Origin of the sequence: Agromyces sp. PvR057 (assembly GCF_040547485.1) — a bacterium.
Taxonomy (GTDB): Bacteria; Actinomycetota; Actinomycetes; order Actinomycetales; family Microbacteriaceae; genus Agromyces.
Genome location: NZ_JBEPPT010000005.1, coordinates 241,531 through 264,632, shown reverse-complemented (window position 1 = coordinate 264,632; position 23,102 = coordinate 241,531). Strand labels below are relative to the sequence as shown.

21 protein-coding genes are annotated in these 23,102 nt (G+C 70.8%); 2 read left to right on the top strand and 19 right to left on the bottom strand.

Annotated elements, in window-relative coordinates:
- Positions 1 to 51: 51 nt before the first annotated feature.
- From hisH to ABIC29_RS17310, 4 genes are all read right to left on the bottom strand, one after another.
- A complete protein-coding gene (gene hisH, locus ABIC29_RS17325) occupies positions 52 to 690 on the bottom strand; it encodes an imidazole glycerol phosphate synthase subunit HisH (protein WP_116082692.1) in 639 nt (212 codons plus the stop codon).
- Positions 687 to 1,301 (bottom strand): imidazoleglycerol-phosphate dehydratase HisB, encoded by a 615-nt coding sequence (gene hisB / locus ABIC29_RS17320; protein ID WP_116082694.1) that lies wholly within the window; start codon positions 1,299 to 1,301, stop codon positions 687 to 689. The genes hisH and hisB overlap by 4 nt, the downstream gene beginning before the upstream one ends.
- Positions 1,302 to 1,310: 9 nt before the next feature.
- Positions 1,311 to 2,414, bottom strand: a complete 1,104-nt coding sequence (locus ABIC29_RS17315) for a histidinol-phosphate transaminase (RefSeq protein WP_116082696.1) — start codon at positions 2,412 to 2,414, stop codon at positions 1,311 to 1,313.
- 96 nt (positions 2,415 to 2,510) lie between these two features.
- The gene (locus ABIC29_RS17310; protein WP_116082698.1) at positions 2,511 to 2,852 is read right to left on the bottom strand and encodes a LysM peptidoglycan-binding domain-containing protein; all 342 of its coding nucleotides are present in this window, start codon (positions 2,850 to 2,852) and stop codon (positions 2,511 to 2,513) included.
- Positions 2,853 to 3,177: 325 nt separating this feature from the next.
- Here ABIC29_RS17310 and lexA point away from each other — a divergent pair, with 325 nt between their 5' ends.
- Positions 3,178 to 3,870, top strand: a complete 693-nt coding sequence (gene lexA, locus ABIC29_RS17305; protein WP_116082701.1) for a transcriptional repressor LexA — start codon at positions 3,178 to 3,180, stop codon at positions 3,868 to 3,870.
- Positions 3,871 to 3,966: 96 nt separating this feature from the next.
- On the opposite strand, the gene metE is transcribed toward lexA, so the two are convergent.
- The 3 genes from metE to hflX all read right to left on the bottom strand — a co-directional run bounded on the left by metE (position 3,967) and on the right by hflX (position 9,144).
- Entirely contained in the window at positions 3,967 to 6,315 is a 2,349-nt protein-coding gene (gene metE, locus ABIC29_RS17300) for a 5-methyltetrahydropteroyltriglutamate--homocysteine S-methyltransferase (RefSeq protein ID WP_354247435.1), read from the bottom strand.
- The gene (locus ABIC29_RS17295) at positions 6,312 to 7,295 is read right to left on the bottom strand and encodes a methylenetetrahydrofolate reductase (protein WP_116082706.1); all 984 of its coding nucleotides are present in this window, start codon (positions 7,293 to 7,295) and stop codon (positions 6,312 to 6,314) included. Before ABIC29_RS17295 ends, metE begins: the two co-directional genes overlap by 4 nt.
- 325 nt (positions 7,296 to 7,620) lie before the next feature.
- Entirely contained in the window at positions 7,621 to 9,144 is a 1,524-nt protein-coding gene (gene hflX, locus ABIC29_RS17290; protein WP_354247432.1) for a GTPase HflX, read from the bottom strand.
- 79 nt (positions 9,145 to 9,223) lie between these two features.
- Between hflX and ABIC29_RS17285 the strand changes: the two genes are divergently transcribed.
- Entirely contained in the window at positions 9,224 to 9,832 is a 609-nt protein-coding gene (locus ABIC29_RS17285) for a class I SAM-dependent methyltransferase (RefSeq protein WP_354247429.1), read from the top strand.
- A gap of 62 nt (positions 9,833 to 9,894) precedes the next feature.
- Here ABIC29_RS17285 and dapF read toward each other — a convergent pair whose 3' ends face one another.
- The 12 genes from dapF to ABIC29_RS17225 all read right to left on the bottom strand — a co-directional run bounded on the left by dapF (position 9,895) and on the right by ABIC29_RS17225 (position 23,046).
- On the bottom strand, positions 9,895 to 10,776 hold the full coding sequence (dapF, locus tag ABIC29_RS17280; protein WP_116082712.1) for a diaminopimelate epimerase: 882 nt from the start codon (positions 10,774 to 10,776) through the stop codon (positions 9,895 to 9,897).
- A gap of 4 nt (positions 10,777 to 10,780) precedes the next feature.
- Positions 10,781 to 11,701 carry a tRNA (adenosine(37)-N6)-dimethylallyltransferase MiaA gene (gene miaA / locus ABIC29_RS17275; protein ID WP_116082714.1) on the bottom strand — a complete coding sequence of 307 codons (921 nt, stop codon included), beginning with the start codon at positions 11,699 to 11,701 and terminating at the stop codon, positions 10,781 to 10,783.
- Positions 11,702 to 11,717: 16 nt separating this feature from the next.
- On the bottom strand, positions 11,718 to 13,346 hold the full coding sequence (miaB, locus tag ABIC29_RS17270; protein WP_354247425.1) for a tRNA (N6-isopentenyl adenosine(37)-C2)-methylthiotransferase MiaB: 1,629 nt from the start codon (positions 13,344 to 13,346) through the stop codon (positions 11,718 to 11,720).
- Positions 13,347 to 13,358: 12 nt separating this feature from the next.
- Positions 13,359 to 14,201 (bottom strand): regulatory protein RecX, encoded by an 843-nt coding sequence (locus ABIC29_RS17265; RefSeq protein ID WP_116082719.1) that lies wholly within the window; start codon positions 14,199 to 14,201, stop codon positions 13,359 to 13,361.
- 37 nt (positions 14,202 to 14,238) lie between these two features.
- The gene (gene recA, locus ABIC29_RS17260) at positions 14,239 to 15,321 is read right to left on the bottom strand and encodes a recombinase RecA (RefSeq protein ID WP_116082722.1); all 1,083 of its coding nucleotides are present in this window, start codon (positions 15,319 to 15,321) and stop codon (positions 14,239 to 14,241) included.
- 271 nt (positions 15,322 to 15,592) lie between these two features.
- Positions 15,593 to 15,832, bottom strand: coding sequence for a DUF3046 domain-containing protein (locus ABIC29_RS17255; protein ID WP_354247421.1), 240 nt, complete (start codon positions 15,830 to 15,832; stop codon positions 15,593 to 15,595).
- 82 nt (positions 15,833 to 15,914) lie between these two features.
- Positions 15,915 to 16,223 (bottom strand): helix-turn-helix domain-containing protein, encoded by a 309-nt coding sequence (locus tag ABIC29_RS17250; protein WP_055858886.1) that lies wholly within the window; start codon positions 16,221 to 16,223, stop codon positions 15,915 to 15,917.
- 192 nt (positions 16,224 to 16,415) lie between these two features.
- Complete coding sequence (locus ABIC29_RS17245; protein ID WP_116082727.1) at positions 16,416 to 16,943, bottom strand: CinA family protein; 528 nt, start codon at positions 16,941 to 16,943, stop codon at positions 16,416 to 16,418.
- 5 nt (positions 16,944 to 16,948) lie between these two features.
- The gene (gene pgsA, locus ABIC29_RS17240; protein ID WP_354247417.1) at positions 16,949 to 17,560 is read right to left on the bottom strand and encodes a CDP-diacylglycerol--glycerol-3-phosphate 3-phosphatidyltransferase; all 612 of its coding nucleotides are present in this window, start codon (positions 17,558 to 17,560) and stop codon (positions 16,949 to 16,951) included.
- Between the two features lie 83 nt (positions 17,561 to 17,643).
- Complete coding sequence (locus ABIC29_RS17235) at positions 17,644 to 20,574, bottom strand: FtsK/SpoIIIE family DNA translocase (RefSeq protein WP_354247414.1); 2,931 nt, start codon at positions 20,572 to 20,574, stop codon at positions 17,644 to 17,646.
- Positions 20,575 to 20,684: 110 nt separating this feature from the next.
- Positions 20,685 to 21,176 carry a GNAT family N-acetyltransferase gene (locus ABIC29_RS17230; RefSeq protein ID WP_116082735.1) on the bottom strand — a complete coding sequence of 164 codons (492 nt, stop codon included), beginning with the start codon at positions 21,174 to 21,176 and terminating at the stop codon, positions 20,685 to 20,687.
- Between the two features lie 193 nt (positions 21,177 to 21,369).
- Entirely contained in the window at positions 21,370 to 23,046 is a 1,677-nt protein-coding gene (locus tag ABIC29_RS17225) for a ribonuclease J (RefSeq protein ID WP_354247411.1), read from the bottom strand.
- Positions 23,047 to 23,102 lie beyond the last annotated feature (56 nt).

Here is a 23,102-nt window from a genome sequence, read left to right as displayed (position 1 = left end):
TCCTAGTCCGCACCGCTGGGTGCGGTCGGATCATGTGACGCGGCGGGGCGTTCAGCCGAGCGATCGGAGCCAATTCGACAGCAGGCGGATGCCGGCGTCCGCAGACTTCTCGGGATGGAACTGGGTCGCCGACAGCGGCCCGTTCTCGACCGCGGCGAGGAACGGGCCGCCGTGCTCGGCCCACGTGAGCCGGGGCTTCGGAAACGGCGGCATGACGTCGAGGGTCCACTGCTGCGCGGCGTAGGAGTGCACGAAGTAGAAGCGCTCGTCGGCGATGCCGTCGAAGAGCACGGACCCCTCGTCGGGCGCGACCGTGTTCCAGCCCATGTGCGGCAGCACGGGTGCGGGCAGCTCGGTGACCTCGCCAGGCCACTCGCCGAGGCCCTCGGTGTCGGCGCCGCGCTCGACGCCGCGCTCGAAGAGCACCTGCATGCCGACGCAGATGCCGAGCACGTGCCGCCCGCCGGCGAGCCGACGGTCGATGATCTCGTCGCCGCGCACCGCGCGGAGCTGGTCCATGACGGCCTGGAAGGCGCCGACGCCGGGCACGAGCAGCCCGTCGGCCTCGAGGGCGGCCGTTCGGTCGGAGGTGACCTCGACCTCGGCACCCGCCCGCTCGACGGCCTTCGCCGCCGAGTGCACGTTGCCCGAGCCGTAGTCGAGCACGACCACGCGAGCCGTTCGGGTCACAGGGCGCCCTTCGTCGACGGGATGCCGCTGACGAGCGGGTCGAACGTCTTCGCCTGGCGGAACGCGCGCGCGAACGCCTTGAACTCCGCCTCGGCGATGTGGTGCGCGTCGCGGCCGCCGAGCACGTTGACGTGCACCGTGAGCCCCGCGTTGAAGGTGATGGCCTCGAAGACGTGGCGGACCATCGAACCCGTGAAGTGGCCGCCGATGAGGTGGTACTCGAAGCCGGCGGGTTCGCCGGTGTGCACGAGGTACGGACGCCCCGAGATGTCGACGACGGCCTGCACGAGCGCCTCGTCGAGCGGCACGAGCGCGTCGCCGTACCGGGAGATGCCGCGCTTGTCGCCGAGCGCCTGGCGGATCGCCTGGCCGAGCACGATGCCGACGTCTTCGACCGTGTGGTGCACGTCGATCTCGATGTCGCCCTTCGCGCGCACCGTGAGGTCGGTCAGGGAGTGCTTCGCGAACGCCGTGAGCAGGTGGTCGTAGAACGGCACCGAGGTCTCGATGTCGCTCGTGCCCGTGCCGTCGAGGTCGATCGAGAGGTCGATGCTCGACTCGCTCGTCTCGCGCTGCACGCGCGCGGTGCGCGCTGCGTTCGAAGTCGTCATGATGCCATCCTATTCAGCGTGCGACGGGGCGGCCGGTGCCGGTGCGAACGCCGCGATCGCCTCGAGGAACGCGGTCGTCTCGGTCTCGGTGCCCGCGGTGACCCTGAGGCATCCGGGCAGCCCGATGTCGCGGATCAGGATGCCGCGCTCGAGGAGGGCCTCGAAGACCGCGTGCGGGTCGTCGACCCCGCCGAAGAGCACGAAGTTCGCACCGCTGCGGTACGGACGGAACCCGAGGCGGGCCAGCTCGTCGACGATGCGCTCGCGCTGCCCTCGGATCTCGTCGACCATCGCGAGCATCTCGTCGGAGTGGGCGAGCGCGCCGAGCGCGGCCGCCTGGGTGAGCGCGGAGAGGTGGTAGGGCAGGCGCACGAGCCGCAGGGCGTCGACGACGGCGGGATCCGCGGCCAGGTAGCCGACCCGGGCGCCGGCGAACGCGAACGCCTTGCTCATGGTGCGCGAGACGACGAGCCGCGGACGGCCCTCGAGCAGCGTGAGGGCGCTCGGCGTGCCGGGATCGGCGAACTCGTGGTACGCCTCGTCGACGACGACGATGCCGCGTGCGGCGTCGGCGACAGCGGTGATCGTCTCGATCGAGAGCGGCGTTCCCGTCGGGTTGTTCGGCGCGCACAGGATGACGAGGTCGGGGTCGTGCTCGAGCACCGCCGCGACGGCGGTCTCGGGCGAGAGCTCGAAGTCGTCGTCGCGGGGAGCGCCGATCCACTCGGTGCCCGTTCCCGCCGAGAGCAGCCCGTACATCGAGTACGTGGGAGCGAAGCCGAGGGCCGTGCGACCGGGACCGCCGAACGCCTGCAGCACGTGCTGGAGCACCTCGTTGGAACCGTTGGCCGCCCAGATCCCGCGTTCGTCGAGGCCGTGCCCGAGATAGGCCGCGAACGCGCGACGCAGTTCGGTGAACTCGCGGTCGGGGTACCGGTTCAGGTGCAGGATCGCGGCGGCGACGCGGGCGACGATGTCGTGCGCGACCGACTCGGGGATCGGATGCGTGTTCTCGTTGACGTTGAGCGCGACGGGCACGGCCTTCTGCGGTGCACCGTAGGGAGCGCGCCCACGGAGGTCGTCGCGGATGGGCAGGTCTTCGAGGTCGGTCACCTGATCAATGCTATCGACCACCACCGGACGCAGAAGGCCGCAGTGACGCTCCGAGACGACCCCGACCGCACCCGCCCGATGGTTCGGGGGCTGCGGCTACTGCGCCGGGAGCGCGAGCCGCTGCCCGGGCTGCACGACGGAGTCGTCGAGCCCGTTGAGGCGCATGATCTCGGCGATGAGGTCGCGGGGGTCGCCGTTCGGGGCGAGCGACTCGGCGATGCTCCAGAGGGACTCGCCGTCGGAGACGGTGAGGTACGCGAGGCTCGTGCCGCGAGCCCCTTCGCCGTCGGCGGCCGCACCACCGCCGCCGAGCACCAGGGAGGCCGCGAGGAGCGCGATCGGGATCGCGGCGAGCACCGTGAACACCGCGCGCCCGCGACGCGTGAGGCGCAGACGGCTGCGCACGACGACGGCCGCGTCGCCGACGTCGAAGGACATGGGCCGATCGGCGTACGAACCGTACGAACCGCCTACCGAGACGGCATTGACCGTTACTGCACTCATCTCGCACCTCCTGGGGTGAATCGCATCCGACCCTCGGCCGGGAGGGCCGGATGCGAAACTCTGTTCCGAATATATCTTCGAATTTCGAACCTCGCAAGCATCTCGACGCCGAAGACTTCGGCCCCGGATCTCGCGACACACTCGAACAGATGTTTGCCGCACCCCTGCGGGGCGGATACAGTTTCGAATGTCCGACGACAGTCGAACAGACACCACCGACATCCGTTCGCCAGAACAGCGATCACGAGGAGCGACGACGATGAGCACCGAACTCGACGACTTGCGCGAGTCCGGCCGCAGCCGCCGCCGCAAGAGCCTCAGCGCCAAGCAGATCTCGATCCTCGAGGTCATCCAGCGCTCGGTGGCCGGCCGCGGGTATCCGCCCAGCATGCGCGAGATCGGCGACGCCGTCGGGCTCTCCTCGCTCTCGAGCGTCACGCACCAGCTCAACCAGCTCGAGCTCGCCGGCTACCTGCGCCGCGACCCGAACCGGCCCAGGGCCCTCGAGGTGCTCATCGAGCTGCCCGGCATCGAGTCGCGCGGGTCGTCGAGCAGCGAGTCGGCGCCGGTCGTCGGCGACGCCGCGATGGTGCCGCTCGTGGGTCGCATCGCCGCGGGCGTGCCGATCACCGCCGAGCAGCAGATCGACGAGGTGTTCCCGCTCCCCCGCCAACTCGTGGGCAAGGGCGACCTCTTCATGCTCAAGGTCGTCGGCGACTCCATGATCGACGCGGCCATCTGCGACGGCGACTGGGTCGTCGTGCGATCCCAGCGCACCGCCGAGAACGGCGAGATCGTCGCGGCCATGCTCGACGGCGAGGCGACCGTCAAGGTGTTCCGCCAGCGCGACGGCCACACGTGGCTGCTCCCGCGCAACAGCGCCTTCGAACCGATCCTCGGCGACGCCGCCGAGGTGCTCGGCAAGATCGTCGCGGTGCTGCGCGCGGTCTGACCGCGACCAGGGCGCATCGTGCCGGGACGTGCCGCACGCCGTGCGGAGACGCGGACGGGCGACGCCGAAGCGCCGCCCGTCCGTGACATCCGACCGCTAGGAAGCGGCGCCCACCCGCTCGAGACGGGACGCGCGCACCGCACGCGTCGCCTCGATGATGTGCTCGAGCGAGGCGACGGTCTCGTCGTAGCCGCGGGTCTTCAGCCCGCAGTCGGGGTTGACCCAGAGCCGGTTCGCCGGGATCTCGCCGACGGCACGCTCGAGCAGCGTCGTGACCTCGTCGACGCTCGGCACGCGCGGCGAGTGGATGTCGTAGACACCCGGCCCGATGCCGTGGTCGAAGCCGCTCGTCGCGAGGTCGTCGACGACCTCCATGCGGCTGCGCGCGGCCTCGATCGACGTCACGTCGGCATCGAGGTTCTTGATCGCGTCGATGATCACGCCGAACTCCGAGTAGCAGAGGTGCGTGTGCACCTGGGTCCCGGATGCCGCGCCGGCCGTCGCGAGCCGGAACGACCCGACCGACCAGTCGAGGTAGGCGGGCTGGTCGGCCAGCTTCAGCGGCAGGAGCTCGCGCAGCGCGGGCTCGTCGACCTGGATGATGCGGATGCCGGCGGCCTCGAGATCGGTGATCTCGTCGCGCAGGGCGAGCGCGACCTGTCGCGCGGTGTCCCCGAGCGGCAGGTCGTCGCGTACGAACGACCACGCGAGGATCGTGACCGGCCCGGTGAGCATGCCCTTGACGTGCTGCCCGGTCAGCGACTGCGCGTACTCGGCCCAGGCGACGGTCATCGGCTCGGGTCGCGAGACGTCGCCCCAGAGGATCGACGGGCGCGTGCAGCGCGAACCGTAGGACTGCACCCAGCCGTGCTCGGTGACCGCGAAGCCGTCGAGCAGTTCGGCGAAGTACTGCACCATGTCGTTGCGCTCGGGCTCGCCGTGCACGAGCACGTCGAGGCCGAGCTCCTCCTGCAGGCGGATGACGCGCTCGATCTCCTCGCGCATGAGTCCCGTGTACTCGGCGGCCGAGATCGCCCCGCTGGTGAGGCTCGCGCGGGCGCGGCGGATCTCGCCGGTCTGCGGGAAGGAGCCGATCGTCGTGGTCGGCAGCTCCGGCAGGTCGAGGGACTCCTGCGCGATGAGGCGCTCGTCGTAGGCGGCGCGGTCGAAGTCGCCCCGCTGCAGGCCGGCGAGACGCTCGCGCACGGCGGGAACCCGCACGCCCGGTGCGCCGGCGCGGTCGGCCAGGGCGACGGATGCCGCGTCGAGCGCATCGGCGACGGCGTCGCGCCCCTCGGCGAGGCCGCGCGCGAGCGTCGCGACCTGCCCCACCTTCTGGTCGGCGAAGGCGAGCCAGCTCACGAGCCGCGCATCGAGCTTGGATTCGTCGTCGACGTCGTGCGGCACGTGCAGGAGCGAGGTCGACGTCGAGACGGCGACGGAGCCCGAGCGCGACTGCAGCGCCTCGACCTTCGCGAACGCCGCGGCGAGGTCGCCGCGCCAGATGTTGTGGCCGTCGACGACGCCGGCGACGAGCGTCTTCGCGGCGAGCGACTCCTCGGTGGCGGGGTCGAGCGCGTCGGGCAGCGAGCCGCGCACGAGGTCGAGGGAGATCGCCTCGACGGGCGCCGCGGCGAGGGCCGGCAGCGCGTCGTCGAGCGCGCCGTAGGGCGCGGCGACGAAGATCGAGGGACGGGCCTCGGCCTCGCCGAGCACGTCGTAGGCGGCGCCGATCGACGCGATCACGCGGTCGCGCGACTCGTCGAGGCTCTCGCTGACCAGGGCCGGCTCATCGAACTGCACCCACGCGGCGCCGGCCTCGGCGAGCTTCGCGAGCAGGCGGGCGTAGACGGGCACGAGGTCGTCGAGGCGGTCGATCGGGCTGAACCCGGCGGGCGCGTCATCCGGCGCCTTCGCGAGCAGCAGGAACGTGATCGGGCCGACGACGACCGGACGCGTGAGGTATCCGGCCTCGCGCGCCTCGACGAACTCGGCGACGATGCGCTCGGCGTGCAGCGAGAACTCGGTCTCGGGCGAGATCTCGGGCACGAGGTAGTGGTAGTTCGAATCGAACCACTTCGTCATCTCGAGCGGTGCGTCGTCGCCCTCGCCGCGGGCGATGGTGAAGTAGGCGGCGAGGTCGAGGCCGCCGTCGGCGCCCCGCAGGCGCTCGAACCGCTCGGGGATCGCGCCAACCGCGACCGCGGCGTCGAGCACCTGGTCGTAGAACGAGAACGACTCGGGAATGGCCGAATCGTCACGGCCGAGCCCGAGGTCGGCCAGGCGTGCACGCGTCGCGGCGCGGAGCTCGGCGGCCGTGGCCTCGAGTTCCGCGGCGTCGATGCGGCCGGCCCAGAAGGACTCGACGGCGCGCTTGAGCTCGCGGCGGCGTCCGATCCTCGGGTAGCCGATGATCGTCCCGGTGGGGAAGGGTGTTGCGGTCATCGCTCGGTGTTCCTCTCGTTGGCGAGCTGGTGCGGTGTTGCGATCCCGAGGCGTCCGACGACGTCGAGCACGGCCTCGTGGCGGTTGTAGGTGTAGAGGTGCAGGCCGGGTGCGCCGCCATCGAGCACCTCGGCGGCGAGCCCGGTCGCGAACGAGATGCCGAGCTCGGCCTGCGCCGCGGCATCCGGTTCGATCTCGAGCGCGATCGCGAACTCGGCGGGCGGCTCCACCTCGGTGAGCTCGGCGAGCCTCGCGAGGCGTGCGGAGGTCGTGGTCGGCATGATGCCGGGCAGGATCGGCATCGTGACGCCCGCGGCGCGGGCGCGGTCGACGAAGCCGAGGTAGTCGTCGGCACGCCAGAAGAGCTGCGTGATCGCGAGGTTCGCGCCCGCGACCTCCTTCGCGAGCAGGATGTCGACATCCTGCGCGAGGTCCTTGGATCGCGGATGTCCCGTGGGGAACGTCGCGACGGCCACGCGCGTCGGGCGCCCGCGTTCGCGGATGCGCCGCGCCACCGGGTTGCCGGCCACGGCCACCTGCCGGAACGGCTCGCGCTCCTGCTGCACCCGGTGGATGAGCTGCACGAGCTCGGCGGCGGTGGCGAGGTCGCCGAGCGGCGCGTCGGGGTCCGAACCGGCCGGCGGGTCGCCCCGAAGCGCGAGGAAGCTCCGGATGCCCGCGTCGAGGAACCGACGCACGAGCTCGTTCGCCTCGGCGTGCGACGACCCGACGCAGGTGAGGTGCGCCATGGGCTCGATATCGGTGTTCTCGAGGATGTACCGCAGCACCGTGAGCGAGCGGTCGCGCGACGTGCCGCCGGCGCCGAACGTGACGGAGATGAACGCGGGGTCGACGTCGGCGAGGCGGTCGATCGTGCGACCGAGCGCGATCGCCGCGGCATCCGTTCGAGGCGGGAAGAGCTCGAACGACAGCGCGGTGCGTTCGGGCGTCGCCGCCGGGTCGGGTGCGATCGGTGCCATGCTGCGCTCCAGGGTCCGTGAACCGTGGGCGGGTCGGGCACACGTGCCGCGTACCCCGGCCGTCACGGCTGGTGGTCTCGCGGGCGGGTGCCGGGCTCGGCTGTCGCTCCAGGTGATCGGCATCCGGCCGATCACGTTCGATCAGTGGCGACGATACGCGGGTTTCGGGACGACCGGGGCGAACTGTGACCTTCGGTGACGTGTCATGACCCGGTGCGTCCCGAATGGATCGCCGAACACCGGGTCGCGATCGACCGGAGCGTCGGATGCCGCGGCGAACCGCATGCGGCATCCGGACGCCGCCGTGCGACCCGCCGGAGCTGGCTCAGACCGCGGCGGAGGCCACGGCGAACCCCGCGAGCTGCGCCGCCTGCTCCGGCGAGGCGAACGCGCGCACGCGCGTGCCCTCGTCGACGTAGTCGACCGAGATGACGCGGCCCGACTCGTGCAGCAGGGACACCACGTCGCCGCGGTCGTAGGGCACGAGCAGGTCGATCTCGACTGCGGGATCGGGCAGCATGCGCGTGACCGCCGCGAGCACCTCGTCGATGCCCTCGCCGGTGCGCGCCGAGGCGAAGACCGCGTCGGGTGCGAGCCCGCGCAGCACGAGCCGCTCCTCCGGACCGACGAGATCGGCCTTGTTGAAGACGATGAGCTCGGGGATGTCGCGCGCACCGACATCGCCGATGACGTCGCGGACGGTCGCGATCTGCCCTGCGGGATCGGGGTGGGCCGCGTCGACCACGTGCACGATGAGGTCGGAGTCGCCCACCTCTTCGAGCGTGGAGCGGAACGCCTCGACGAGCTGGTGCGGGAGGTGGCGCACGAACCCGACGGTGTCGGCGATCGTGTAGATGCGACCGTCGGCGGTGGTGTTGCGACGCACGGTCGCGTCGAGGGTCGCGAACAGCGCGTTCTCGACGAGCAGGCCGGCGCCCGTGATGCGGTTCAGCAGGCTCGACTTGCCCGCGTTCGTGTAGCCCGCGATCGCGACGGACGGGATCGCGTTGCGCCGACGGTTGGCGCGCTTGGCGTCGCGCGCCGGCTTCATGCCCGCGATCTGCTTGCGCAGCTTCGCCATGCGGGAGTGGATGCGCCGACGGTCGAGTTCGATCTTCGTCTCACCCGGACCACGCGACCCCATGCCGGCTCCGGCGCCGCCGACCTGGCCACCGGCCTGCCGCGACATCGACTCGCCCCAGCCTCGCAGGCGCGGCAGGAGGTACTCGAGCTGCGCGAGTTCGACCTGCGCCTTGCCCTCGCGGCTCTTCGCGTGCTGGCTGAAGATGTCGAGGATCACCGCGGTGCGGTCGATCACCTTGACCTTCACGACGTCTTCGAGGGCACGCCGCTGGCTCGGCGCGAGCTCCGTGTCGGCGATCACGGTGTCGGCGCCGACGGCCGCGACGATGTGCCGCAGCTCCTCAGCCTTGCCCTTGCCGAGGTACGTGCTGGGATCGGGGTGGGGGCGACGCTGCAGCAGGCCGTCGAGCACGCGCGCGCCCGCCGTCTCGGCGAGGGCCGCGAGCTCGCGCATCGAATTGTCGGCGTCGGCCTGCGAGCCCTGCGAGTACACGCCGATGAGCACGACGTTCTCGAGGCGCAGCTGCCGGTACTCGACCTCGGTGACGTCTTCGAGCTCGGTCGACAGTCCCGCGACCCGGCGAAGGGCCGCGCGGTCCTCACGCTCGAACTGGTCGCCGTCGGTCGAGGAGCCGCCCGGGGCATCCGTTCGCATGATCGACGTGGCTTCGCCCGCGCCGAACCGCGCCACGCTCGCGGTGGAGTCCGCGGTGCGCAGCACCCGGTCGACGGCGTCGTCGGTGGGGCGGTCTTCGGCTTCGTTCATTCTCTCAACCCTACTTCGCTCTGCGTGCTTCTGCTTCGTCGTGCGGTGCCGCCACATCCCGGTGCGCTACCGTGCTGGCATGGGCTCCGACCACTACTTCTCCGCGTCTCCTCGGAGCAATGCCAGCACCCGCACCATCCGCGTCCGACTCGCCGGCCGCGATCTCGACCTGTCGACCGCCGCCGGGGTGTTCAGTCCCGAGCACCTCGACCAGGGCACCTCGCTGCTGCTCGAGACGGTTCCGGCACCGCCATCGACCGGGAACCTGCTCGACCTCGGCACCGGATGGGGGCCGATCGCCCTGTCGCTCGCGCTGCAGGCGCCGGATGCGACGGTCTGGGCCGTCGACGTCAACGAACGTGCGCTGAGCCTCGTGCGCGACAACGCCGCGCGCCTCGGCCTCACCAACGTCAACGCGGTGCTGCCCGCGGATGTTCCCGACGACCTCGTGTTCGACACGATCTGGTCGAACCCGCCCATCCGCGTCGGCAAGCAGGAACTGCACGCGATGCTGACGCAGTGGCTCCCCCGGCTCGCCGACGACGCGACCGCCTGGCTCGTCGTGGCCAAGCACCTCGGCGCCGAATCGCTGCAGCGCTGGCTCGCCGCCGACCTCGGCCTCGACGTCGAGCGCGCCGAGAACTCCAAGGGGTTCCGCGTGCTCGCGGCGGGGCGTCTGCCCGCCTGACGCCCGCCTCGCGGACCGCCGGCGGACCGTCATCGAACGCGAACTCGGTCAGCGGTCAGCGGTCAGGCGAGTGCGAGCACCCCGTCGAAGACGAGCTCGGCAGGCCCTGACAGCGCGACGTGCTCGCCGTCGGATGCCGCGAACATGCGCACCCCGACGACGCCGCCCGGCACCTGCACGCGCCAGTCGTCGGGCGCGCCGCTGCCGGCCCAGAACCGCACGGCCAGGGCGGACGCGACCGCACCCGTTCCGCACGAGAGCGTCTCGCCGGAGCCGCGCTCGTGCACGCGCATGCGGATGCGCCCCACGCCGCCCTCGACGAGCGGCTCCGACGGCACCACGAACTCGACGTTCGCGCCGGCCGCTGGCTCGGGGTCGAGGATGGGCAGGTACGCGAGGTCGAGACCGGCGAGCTCGTCATCGTCGGCGAGGGCCACGACCACGTGCGGGTTGCCGACGTCGATGCCGAGGCCGGGCCGCGCGACCGAGAGGCCCTTGGCTCGCACGAGCGGCTCGCCGCCCTCGCGGCGCCACAGGCCCATGTCGACCTCGAACCCGTTCTCGGCGAGGCTCACGCGGCGCACGCCGGCGCGCGTGCCGATGGCGATCGACTCGCCGGGGCCGAGCTCGGCGAGCCCCTGGTCGATGAGGAAGCGCGTGAAGACGCGCACGCCGTTGCCGCACATCTCGGACACCGAGCCGTCGGCGTTCCAGTAGTCCATGAACCAGACGGCCTCGGGGTCTTCATCGAGGGCGGATGCCCCGTCGCCGAGATTCTCGGAACGCACGGCTCGGATCAGGCCGTCGCCGCCGACGCCGAAGTGGCGGTCGCAGACCGCCGCGATCTGCGTGGGCGTGAGCACCGTGTCGCCGTCGGGGTCGGCAAACAGTACGAAGTCGTTGCCGGTGCCGTGGCCCTTGGTGAAGCGCAGGTCGAAGGACATCTGCTCAGTCTATGGCCGCCAGACGGGCCAGTCCTGCTGCCCTGGCGATCGGGTCGCCGGCGTCCAGTTCGACCGCATCGCGGTAGCGCCGGAACCATCCCACCTGCCGTCTGGCGTACGTTCGCGTGAGCTGCTGCGTCTCCGCGATCGCGTCGGCACGCGGCATCCGCTCCTGGAGTTCGGCGAGGGCCTGGGCGTAGCCGATCGCGCGTCGCGCGGTGACGCCCCGTTCGAGCCCGAGCGGCACGAGGTCGCGCACCTCGTCGACGAGGCCGTCGTGCCACATGCGCACCGCACGCGCGTCGAGCCGCTCGACGAGCTGCGCGCGCTCGGTGCGCAGGTGCACGATGCGGTGGTCTCGCCATGGGACCGGCTCGTCGGGCAGGCGCGCGGCCTTCGGCTCGCCGGTCACCTCGATGACCTCGAGCGCCCGCACGATGCGCCGGCCGTTCGCCGCGTCGACGGCCGCCGCCGTCTCGGCGTCGATCTCGCGCAGGCGAGCGTGCATGAGGCCGGGACCGAGCTCGACGAGCTCGGCCTCGAGGCGCGCGCGCACGACCGCGTCGGTGCCCGGGAACCGGAAGTCGTGGATCACCGAAGAGACGTAGAGTCCCGAGCCGCCGACGAGCAGCGCGACCCTCCCGCGCGCGATGATGTCGTCGATGCACGCGCGCGCATCGCGCTGGTAGGCGGCGACGGATGCCTCGTCGGTGACGTCGAGCACGTCGAGCAGGTGATGCGGCACGCCGCGTCGTTCGTCGGGCGAGAGCTTCGCCGTGCCGATGTCCATGCCGCGGTACAGCTGCATGGCGTCGGCGTTCACGACCTCGGACGCGCGCCCGGCGCGGGCGAACGCCTCGGCGAGGTCGAGGGCGAAGTCGGACTTGCCGGTGCCGGTCGCGCCGACGACCGCGATCAGGGTCATGCGTTGCCCGTCGCGCTCAGCGGAGGTCGTCGTCGACGTCGTAGATGGGGAACGTGCCGAAGCCAGGCTTGATGAGCGGCTCGCTCGTCGACGGCAGCACGCGCACCGACGGCAGCCCGAGCGAGACGCGCGCGGCGCCGCCGCTCGAGGTACCAACGCCCGGACCTGCGGGCACGCCGCAGCTCTCGGCCTGCGAGCGATCCCACGCATCGCCCGAACGCGTCCGACGGATCGCGAGCGGTGCGCCGTCGGTCGAGTCGGCGATGAGGTGGAAGGGTGCCGCCTGCGTGATCGTGACGCTCACGACGTCGCCGGGGCGGGGCTGCTCGCTGCCGACGGGAACCTCGAAGTGCACGAGTCGGCTGTCTTCGGCCCGACCGCTCAGGCGGTGGGTCTCAGCGTCCTTCTTGCCCTCGCCCGTGGAGACGAGCACCTCGACGCTGCGGCCGATGAGCTTCTGGTTCTCCTCCCAGGAGATGCGGTCCTGCAGGGCGATGAGACGTTCGTAGCGCTCCTGCACGACCTCCTTCGGCACCTGTTCGTCCATGGTCGCCGCAGGGGTGCCCGGGCGGATCGAGTACTGGAACGTGAACGCGGAGGCGAATCGTGCAGCCTCGACCACGCGCATCGTCTCGAGGAAGTCGGCTTCGGTCTCACCCGGGAACCCGACGATGATGTCGGTCGAGATCGCCGCGTTCGGGATCTTCGCCCGCACCCGGTCGAGGATGCCGAGGAACTTCTCCGAGCGGTACGACCGGCGCATGGCCTTCAGGATGCGGTCGGAGCCCGACTGGAGCGGCATGTGCAGCTGCGGCATGACCGCTGGCGTCTCGGCCATCGCGTCGATCACGTCGTCGGTGAACGCCGCCGGATGCGGGCTCGTGAACCGGATGCGCTCGAGCCCGTCGATCTCGCCGGCCGCGCGCAACAGCTTGCCGAACGCCTGCCGGTCGCCGAACTCGACGCCGTAGGAGTTGACGTTCTGGCCGAGCAGGGTGACCTCCATGGCCCCGTCTTCGACGAGCGCCTGCACCTCGGCGAGGACCTCGCCGGGCCGTCGGTCCTTCTCCTTGCCGCGCAGCGACGGCACGATGCAGAAGGTGCACGTGTTGTTGCAGCCGACCGAGATCGAGACCCAGCCGCTGTACGTGGAGTCGCGCTTGGTGGGGAGCGTCGACGGGAAGACCTCGAGGGCGTCGAGGATCTCGAGCTGCGCCTCGTCATTGTGGCGAGCCCGCTCGAGCAGGCTCGGCAGGGACCCCATGTTGTGCGTGCCGAACACCACGTCGACCCATGGCGCCTTCTCGAGGATGACGTTCTTGTCCTTCTGCGCCAGGCAGCCGCCGACCGCGATCTGCATGCCCGCATGGCGGCGCTTGACGCCCGCGAGATGCCCGAGGTTGCCGTAGAGCTTGTTGTCGGCGTTCTCGCGCACGGCGCAGGTGTTGATCACCACGATGTCGGGCTCGGCTCCATCGGCGGGCACGTACCCGGCCGCCTCGAGCGAGCCGGAGAGCCGCTCGGAGTCGTGCACGTTCATCTGGCAGCCGAACGTTCGCACCTCGTAGGTGCGAGGGGTGACGGCAACATCGATCTGCTCGGCGGCGACGACGTCCGCGACCGCGGTCTCGTGATTGGCGCTCATGATCGCACCAGTTTACGAGCCGTCGGCTGCGAGAACCTCCGTGACGACCTGTCGGACCACGTCTCCCCTGTAGCCGCGCCGCTGGAGGAACGCCGAGAGGCGCCGCTCGGCCGTCGTGCGGTCGAGACCGCGCAGCTGCCTGGCCCGCCGCTCGGCCGTCGTGCGGGCGTTGTCGAACTCGGTGTCGGGGTCGAGGTCGGCGATAGCGGAGCGAGCCTCGTCGGCGTCGATGCCGCGACGCGTGAGCTCTTGCAGGATCGCGCCACTGCCGCGCCCCCGCCGCTCGGAGTTCACGTGCACGAGCTGCTCGGCGAGACGGGCGTCGTCGAGGTACCCGAGTCGCTCGTAGCGCTCGATCCACTCCTCGATCTCGATCTCGTGCAGGCCGTGCTCGGCGAGCACGGAGCGCACCTCGGCGACCGAGAGCGCCGAGCGGCGCAACCGGGACACGACGAGCCGATCGATGCGATCGTCCCGCTGCGGACCCGTCTCGGCATCGCGATCGTCGACGGCCTCGGGCCCGACATCTGCGGACCCGCCGAACCGACGACGCGAGCCGCCGCTGCCGGATCGCCGCGAACCGCCGAACTCGCTGCTGACCTGCCCAGAACGCGCGGCGCGATCATCGCGCCCGACTCGGCCGCCTGATGCTCGATCCGACCGGATCGGGCGGGCAGCCGCCACGGCAGCGCCGGTGTCGTCGACGGGATCCGCGCCGAGCTCGCCCTGGTCACCCGGGTCGATCTTCTCGTCGTCGGAGGAGTCCGGCTGGTCGGAACCGCCGGCGGGCGTCACGCCGGGCGTCGCCCACGGCAGATACGAGACCGGGGCGAGGCGCTCGGAGGCGTCATCCATCTCGGCTCCCCTCCCCGGTCTCGATCGTCACGATGGCTCAGGCGCCCTTGCGCACTTGCTTCGGCGCGATCGGCTCGACGTTCGTCGGCGCGGCAGCCACTGCGGCAGCACCCGCGGCACCCGCCGGGCCGATGCCGAGCTTGACGAGGATCTTCTTCTCGATGTCGGCGGCGATGTCGGGGTTCGACAACAGGAAGTTGCGGGCGTTCTCTTTGCCCTGGCCGAGCTGGTCGCCGTCGTAGGTGTACCAGGCGCCGGACTTCTTGACGATCGCCTGGTCGACGCCGTAGTCGATGAGGCTGCCCTCGCGGGAGATGCCGACACCGTAGAGGATGTCGAACTCGGCCTGCTTGAAGGGCGGCGCCATCTTGTTCTTCACGACCTTGACGCGCGTGCGGTTGCCGACGGCCTCGGTGCCGTCCTTCAGGGTCTCGATACGACGGATGTCGAGACGCACCGATGCGTAGAACTTCAGCGCCTTGCCGCCCGCGGTGGTCTCGGGGCTGCCGAAGAAGACGCCGATCTTCTCGCGCAGCTGGTTGATGAAGATCATCGTGGTGTTGGTCTGGTTGAGGCCACCCGTGAGCTTTCGGAGCGCCTGCGACATGAGTCGGGCCTGCAGACCCACGTGGGAATCGCCCATCTCGCCCTCGATCTCGGCACGCGGCACGAGCGCCGCCACCGAGTCGATCACGATGAGGTCGATCGAGCCGGAGCGCACGAGCATGTCCGCGATCTCGAGCGCCTGCTCACCCGTGTCGGGCTGCGAGACGAGGAGCGCGTCGATGTCGACGCCGAGCTTCTTGGCGTACTCGGGGTCGAGCGCGTGCTCCGCGTCGACGAACGCCGCGATGCCGCCGGCGCGCTGCGCGTTCGCGATCGCGTGCAGCGTGAGCGTGGTCTTGCCCGAGGACTCGGGACCGTAGATCTCGATGATGCGGCCGCGGGGCAGGCCGCCGACGCCGAGCGCGACGTCGAGCGCGATGGAGCCCGTGGGGATGACCTCGACCGGTGCGCGGTCTTCGCTGCCGAGCCGCATCACCGAGCCCTTGCCGAACTGGCGGTCGATCTGGGCGAGGGCGGTCTCGAGGGCTTTCTCGCGGTCTACTGCTGATGGCATGGTGGGCTCCTTCGGTGATGATGCGGCTGCCTCTAGGCTGTCGTTGCTCGTGCGGGCCGTGACCTGCGACGTCTGGCGACAAGGCGGTTGCGGTGTGTTCCGACGCTTCGACCGTATGGTCGGCCACCGACATCCGTCACGTCGACCGTGCCGGATGTGGAGAGCAGCGTCGTGCCTCCTGCTTGTTGAGGAGCCTAGCCTCGAATCCGAACGGATGTTCGAACGGCGCGCCGCGTGTCGAACACGTGTTCACCCGGCATCCGACCCGCCGTCAGATCGACGAACCGCTGCCCTCCGGCGTGGGTCGGCCGACGCCGTGCCGGCGCTGTTCGGGCACATCGGCCGCGTCGCAGAGCGCCAACCAGACCTCGCGCGCGCCGACGCCGTCGGACAGGGCCTCGCGGGCGGTGCGACCGCCGACGCCCCTGAGCGCGAGATCGTTGACCACGACGGCGCCGTAGGCCGCGCCGAACTCCTGCTCGACGGCGATCTGGAACTCACTCAGCTTCATCGGGTCTCCTGCACGGCACGAAGGGGGAACGCACGAACGGCCGGTCGCAAGACCGGCCGTTCGGCATCGTGAATGTCGTGGATCAGCGCACCATCAGGCCTGCATCGAACTCGGCGACGAGCTCGTCGGGCAGGCTGTCGGGCACGACCGAGAGGCTCTCGAGCACCGCGAGGCGGTCTCCGACCTCGTGCATGATGACCGAGATGGGCGTGTCGAGTGCGTCGGCGACCGACGCGAGGATCTCGGAGGACGCCTCTTTCTGACCACGCTCGACCTCGCTGAGGTAGCCGAGCGCGACGCTGGCCTTGGACGCCACCTGACGGAGCGTACGGCCTTTCTGCAGTCGGAAGTCCCTCAAAACATCGCCGATCTCCTGTCGAACCAGAACCATCGGGAACCTCCTTCAATCTGCCTGCGACTCCGCGAGAGTCGGAAACGGGAGCGTCAGTCTACCTGAAACTCGGTGCTTCCAACCTAGCGTCGCACACTGGGGCTTTCGTGTGAACCTGCAGGATGTAACAGGGTCTTCATGTGGAGTATTCCGGGGTGGGCGGACACTGCCCGATCGGTCGATGCCATGCCGTCATCCGGGCGGATGGCCGTGGTCCGGCAGGGCATCGAACACGGCCGCGATCGCCGCGTCGACCGTCGCGCGACGGATCTCGGCGCGATCGCCGCGCAGCGCGAGCTCGCGCACCTCGGTGCGATCGTCGATCGACACGCCCACGAAGACCACGCCGGGGGGCCTGCCGTCCTGCGGATCGGGGCCGGCCACGCCCGTCGTCGCGACGCCGATCGACGCGGGAACGCCGTCGACTGCGAGCGCACGCCGCACCCCCTCGGCCATGCCGGCCGCGACCTCGGGATGCACCGCGCCCTCCCGCGCCAACAGCTCCGCCGAGACACCGAGCAGCGAGTGCTTGACGGGGGTCGCGTAGGCCACCACCCCGCCGCGCACGACCGCGGACGCCCCTGGGACGCGGACGAGCTCGGCAACGAGCAGGCCACCCGTGAGGGACTCCGCGACCGCGATGGTGAGACCGCGGCTCGTGAGGAACGCGATGAGGCCGGCGGCCGGATCGGCGTCGGCGCGCGACACCCGCTCGCCCATCGTCGTCAACTGCCGGCGCCGTCGGTGCGCTCGCTTCGCGCCAGGCGGATCGCGTCGCGCACGTAGAGCAGGCCGGACCAGAGCGTGAGCACGACGGCGGCCGTCATCAGCACTCCGTTGAGCCAGTGGACCCACTCGCCGAAGACCGTCCAGAGCGGCACGAGCGCGAACGAGATGGCCACGGCCTGCACGACGGTCTTCAGCTTGCCGCCGGATGACGCGGGCACGACGTTGCCTCGGCGCAGCTCGACGAGCCGCCAGACCGTGATGCCGACCTCCCGCACGACGATGATCGCCGTGACCCACCAGGGCAGCTCGCCGAGGATCGACAGGCAGACGAGCGCGCCGCTCGTGAGGAGCTTGTCGGCGATCGGGTCGAGGATCTTGCCGAGGTCGGTGACGAGCCCGCGCGAACGTGCGATGTGGCCGTCGATGCCGTCGGTCGCGATCGCGATGATGAACAGCGCCGCCGCCGCCCAGCGGAGCCAGCCGTCGGCCCCGTCATCGACGAGGAGCATCCAGAAGAAGATGGGCGCGAGCAGGATGCGCACGATCGTGATCGCGTTCGGCAGATTCCAGTTCGCCGATCGTCCGGAGCTACCGGCGGAGGAGGTCATACCGGCAAGGATAGCGGGACGCCGCGGACGGCCGGGCGCACGCCGGCGGACCGGTCGGGACTCGTCTCGCGACGGCCCCTCGGTCAGTCGCGACCGGTGAGGCCCCAGGCGTCCTCGTCGGAGTCGCCCTCGACCTCGGCGAGCCCCTGCGTGGCCCTGGCAACGGGGTCGTCGTCGTAGCGGTCGTCGGGCTCGAACGCCTCCGTTTGCGACGGGGTCGTCGGTGCAGCTGCTGCGGGGGCCGCCGCTTGCGGCGGCCGTGCGGCCGGCTCCTCGCCTCGGAGCCGCGCGAGCACCCCGGGCAGCTGATCGGCCGTGACCAGCAGGTCTCGCGCCTTGGAGCCCTCGGACGGGCCGACGATCTCGCGCGACTCGAGGAGGTCCATGAGGCGACCCGCCTTGGCGAAGCCGACCCTGAGCTTGCGCTGCAGCATCGACGTCGACCCGAACTGGGTCGAGACGACGAGCTCGGCGGCTGCGAGCAGCAGCTCGAGGTCGTCGCCGATGTCGGCGTCGATCTCCTTGCGCTCGACGGAGGCCGCGACATCCTGCCGGTAGTCGGGCCGGGCCTGGCGCGTGACGTGCGTGACGACCTTCTCGATCTCGGCCTCGCTGACCCACGCGCCCTGCACGCGGATCGGCTTCGACGCGCCCATCGGCAGGAACAGGCCGTCGCCCTGCCCGATGAGCTTGTCGGCACCGGGCTGGTCGAGGATGACGCGCGAGTCGGTGACGCTCGTGACCGCGAACGCGAGCCTGGACGGCACGTTGGCCTTGATGAGGCCCGTCACGACGTCGACCGACGGACGCTGCGTGGCGAGGACGAGGTGGATGCCGGAGGCGCGCGCGAGCTGGGTGATGCGCACGATCGAGTCCTCGACGTCGCGCGGGGCGACCATCATGAGGTCGGCGAGCTCGTCGACGACGACGAGCAGGTACGGATAGGGCTTGAGCTTGCGCTCGCTGCCGGCCGGGAGCACGATCTCGTTGCTCACCACGGCCTTGTTGAAGTCGTCGATGTGACGGAAGCCGAACGACGCGAGGTCGTCGTACCGCATGTCCATCTCCTTGACGACCCACTGCAGCGCCTCGGCTGCCTTCTTCGGGTTCGTGATGATGGGCGTGATCAGGTGCGGCACCCCGGCGTACGGAGCGAGCTCGACGCGCTTCGGGTCGATGAGGACCATGCGCACGTCTGACGGCTTCGCGCGCATCAGCAGCGACGTGATCATCGAGTTCACGAAGCTCGACTTGCCCGAACCGGTCGACCCCGCGACGAGCAGGTGGGGCATCTTCGCGAGGTTCGCGACGACGTGCCCGCCGCCGACGTCCTTGCCGACGCCGATGGTCATCGGATGCTTGGCGTGCGAGGCCGCGCCCGAGCGCAGGATGTCTCCGAGCGTGACGATCTCACGGTCGGCGTTCGGGATCTCGACGCCGATCGCGCTCTTGCCGGGGATCGGCGACAGGATGCGGACCTCGTTGGAGGCCACCGCGTAGGCCAGGTTCTTCGAGAGCGCGATGACCCGCTCGACCTTGACGCCCGGACCGAGCTCGATCTCGTACTGCGTCACGGTGGGGCCGCGGCTGAACCCGGTGACCTTCGCGTCGACGCCGAACTGGTCGAGCACGCTCGTGATCTGGCGCACCACCTCGTCGTTGGCGGCCGAGCGCACCTTCGCCGGGGCACCGGCGGCGAGCGTCGATGCCGCGGGCAGGTTGTAGGGCCGATCGGGCTCCGCGTCGTCTGGTGCGTCGATCGGGGCGGGGGCGGATGCCGCGGCGGCACCCGTCGCATCGCCCGCGAGCTCGTCGGCCGCTGCGACGTCGAACACCGAGAGCACGCCCGTCGCTCCGGCGTCGTCGTCTTTCAGCGCCGTTCCGCCGCGCGGCACGTCGCCTGTGAACCGCTGCAGCGCGTTCTCGGCCCGCTGCAGGTCGTCGAGCACCTCGGCGCCGTACGTCGTGCCGCCGCCCGCGCCCTCGATGGGCGAGTCGAAGCCGCCCGCGCCGGTCGCCTCTCCGAACACCGCCGTGAGGCCGTCGGCCCCGGGCGCGGCGAACTCGGGATCGACCTCGCGGTTGGACTCGTTGCGACGCCACCACGGGAGCATGCCCGACTTGCCGCCGCCATCGGCGGCGTCGTCGGCGGCGTCGAGTGTCTCGAGCCCGTCGAGCTCGACCGGCACGGACTTGCGCCCGCGCTTCGGCTTCTCGGCCGTCGTCGCGGCCGCCGCGTCGGACTCGTCGACCTCGGGTGCGCCGAACAGCCAGGCGTAGAGCTCGCGGAACCGCGCCGGAATGCGGTTCGGCGGGGTCTTCGTGATGATCAGCAGCGAGAGCAGCGCCAGCACGATGACGACGATCGTCGCGCCGACCTGGGTGATGAGCAGCGCGAGCGGCTCGGCGAGCATCCACCCGAGGATGCCGCCGGCGCGAGCGAGCACCGGCATGCCCTCGCTGGGCGCTGGTCGCCCACCGAAGAGATGGCACAGCGCGGAGACCGAGAGCAGCAGGATCGCGAGCCCGATGCCGATGCGCGTGTTGTCGTGCACGGAGCTCGGGTGCCGGAACAGCCACACCGCGAAGACCAGCAGGATCACGGGCAACGCGAATGCGACGCGGCCGAAGAGTCCGCCGAAGGTCCACGTGTCGAGCGACTGCGCGACCGGCTCGTTGATGAAGAACCACTCGACCACCGCACCCGTGACGGCGAGCAGCACGAGGAAGAACGGCAGTCCGTCGCGGCGCTCCTCCTTGCTGAGCGTCTCGGGGCCGAGCGCGCGTGCCGCACCGCCGGTGACGTGCGCCAGCCCCATCCACATGCGGACGAGGATGTTCGGGCGATCGGATGCCGCGGCAGCCGCCTTCGCAGACGTCGCGCGCGTGGTCGTGGCGGGCAGCTTCTTCGTGGGCGCCATCTTGGCGCCCGACGTCTTCGCACTCGTCGACCTCGAACCCGCGCGCGCAGGCGTGCCGGGGGCACGCCCGTTCGACCTGGTGCTCGTAGCCATGGGCTCTACGTTACGGCCGACCGCCGACGCCGCCCGACAGGACGCCGCGAGTGTCCGCGATCCGCGGGCGCGCGCCGATCGCCGCGCAGTTCGCCGCTCGGCAGCGGGGCTCAGCCGAGCAGCCGCACCATGGTGTCGCGGTTGCCGCGCGAAGCGACGACCGCGAACCCCTCGCTGCGGTACAGGCTCTCGGCGAAGTTGCCGTGCTCCACGCTCAGCGCGAGTCGTGCGTAGCCCGCCGTGCGCGCGACATCCGTCAGCGCCTGGATGAGCGCGCGCCCCACGCCCTGCGCGCGCCAGACGGGGCGCACGCCGATGATGAGCTCGGGCACGCCGGCGGCGACGAAGCCGTGCGCCGGCACGTCGGAGGCCAGGAGCCGGTACCAGGCAGCCCCGATCGGGCGATCCTGGGTGTCGACCGCGACGAACCCCCGGTCGGCCGGCCGCTGCCAGCCGGCGATGTAGTTGCGATACACGGGGTCGCTCAGCACGGCGGGTCGGGGGCGCGTCGCGCCCGCTTGCCAGTTCGCCGCCTCGACCACCATGTCCGCGAGGAAGGATCCGTCGCTCAGGACAGCCGGGCGAATCGTGAAGTCCGCCATGACCGGATGCTAGGGCACGCCCGTTTCGACGGTGTTTCGTGCGCGGCCGTCGGCGGTCCTGCCGTGTGTCGTCGCGCCCGCACCTGGCGAACGGGAACGCCTGCCGTCCGGATCGCACCCGATCGGGACCGACGCAGGGGCGGCTCGGGATGACCCGAACCGCCCCTGCGAGCGCGTGGTGCCGAAGGCTCGCTTACGCCTCGATGACGAGCGGCACGAGCATCGGACGGCGGCGCAGGCGACGGTTCACCCACGTGCCGACCGTGCGACGCACGATCTGCTGCAGCGCGTGCGAATCCCGCACGCCGCTCTGCGCGGCCTCGAGGAGCGCCGCCGAGATCCTCGGCTTCACCTCTTCGAACACCGAGTCGTCTTCGGCGAACCCGCGCGCATGGATCTCGGGCCCGACGATGATGCGCCCCGTCGAGGCGTCGACCACGATGATGACCGAGATGAAGCCCTCCTCGCCGAGGATGCGACGGTCCTTCAGGTCGGCGTCGGTGATCTCGCCGACCGTCGAGCCGTCGACGTAGACGAAGCCGAGGTCGAGCTGGCCCGCCACCTTCATCTCGCCGTCGAGCAGGTCGTAGACCGTGCCGTTCTCGCCGATGAACGTGTTGCGCTCGGGGATGCCGGTGTCGCGGGCGAGCTTCGCGTTCGCGAACAGGTGCCGGTACTCGCCGTGGATCGGCAGCACGTTCTTCGGCTTCAGGATGTTGTAGCAGTAGAGCAGCTCGCCGGCCGCCGCGTGGCCGGAGACGTGCACCTTCGCGTTGCCCTTGTGCACGACGTTGGCGCCGAGCTTCGTGAGGCCGTCGATCACGCGGTACACCGCGTTCTCGTTGCCCGGGATCAGGCTCGACGCGAGGATCACCGTGTCGCCCTCGCCGACCTCGATCTGGTGGTCGCGGTTCGCCATGCGCGACAGCACCGCCATCGGCTCGCCCTGCGACCCGGTCGACATGTAGACGATCTTGTCGTCGGGGATGTCGCCGGCCTTCTTGTAGTCGACGAGCACGCCCGCCGGCACGTTGAGGTACCCGAGGTCTGCGGCGATGGTCATGTTGCGGACCATGCTGCGGCCGAGCAGGGCCACGCGACGGCCGTTCTGGTGTGCCGCATCGAGCACCTGCTGCACGCGGTGCACGTGGCTCGAGAAGCTCGCCACGATGACCCGGCGCGGGGCACGCGCGATGACCTCGTCGAGCACGGGGCCGATCGCACGCTCGAGCGGCGTGAAGCCGGGGACATCCGCGTTGGTGGAATCGACCATGAACAGGTCGACGCCCTCCTCGCCGAGGCGGGCGAACTCGCGGAGGTCGGTGAGGCGTCCGTCGAGCGGCAGCTGGTCCATCTTGAAGTCGCCCGTGGCGAGCACGGTGCCGGCGTCGGTGTGGATCGCGACGGCGAGCGCGTCGGGGATCGAGTGGTTGACCGCGATGAACTCGAGGTCGAACGGGCCGATCTCCTCGTCTTGGCCCTCCTTCACCGTGAGGCTGTAGGGCTTGATGCGGTGCTCCTTGAGCTTCGCCTCGACGAGCGCGAGGGTCAGCTGCGAGCCGATCAGGGGGATGTCGGCGCGCAGGCGCAGCAGGTAGGGCACGCCGCCGATGTGGTCCTCGTGGCCGTGGGTGAGCACGACGCCGACGATGTCGTCGATGCGGTCGCGCAGGAACCCGAAGTCGGGCAGGATCAGGTCGACGCCCGGCTGGTGCTCTTCAGGGAACAGCACGCCGCAGTCGACGATGAGGATCTTGCCGTCGATCTCGTAGCTCGTCATGTTGCGGCCGACCTCGCCGAGGCCGCCGATGGGGATGATGCGAAGCGTCCCGGGGGTCAGCGGGGCAGGTTCGATGATGGAATCGGGCATGGGCCCTCCTTCAGATCTCGGTGTTCAGTTCGGTGCGACCCTCGGGGCCGCGGATG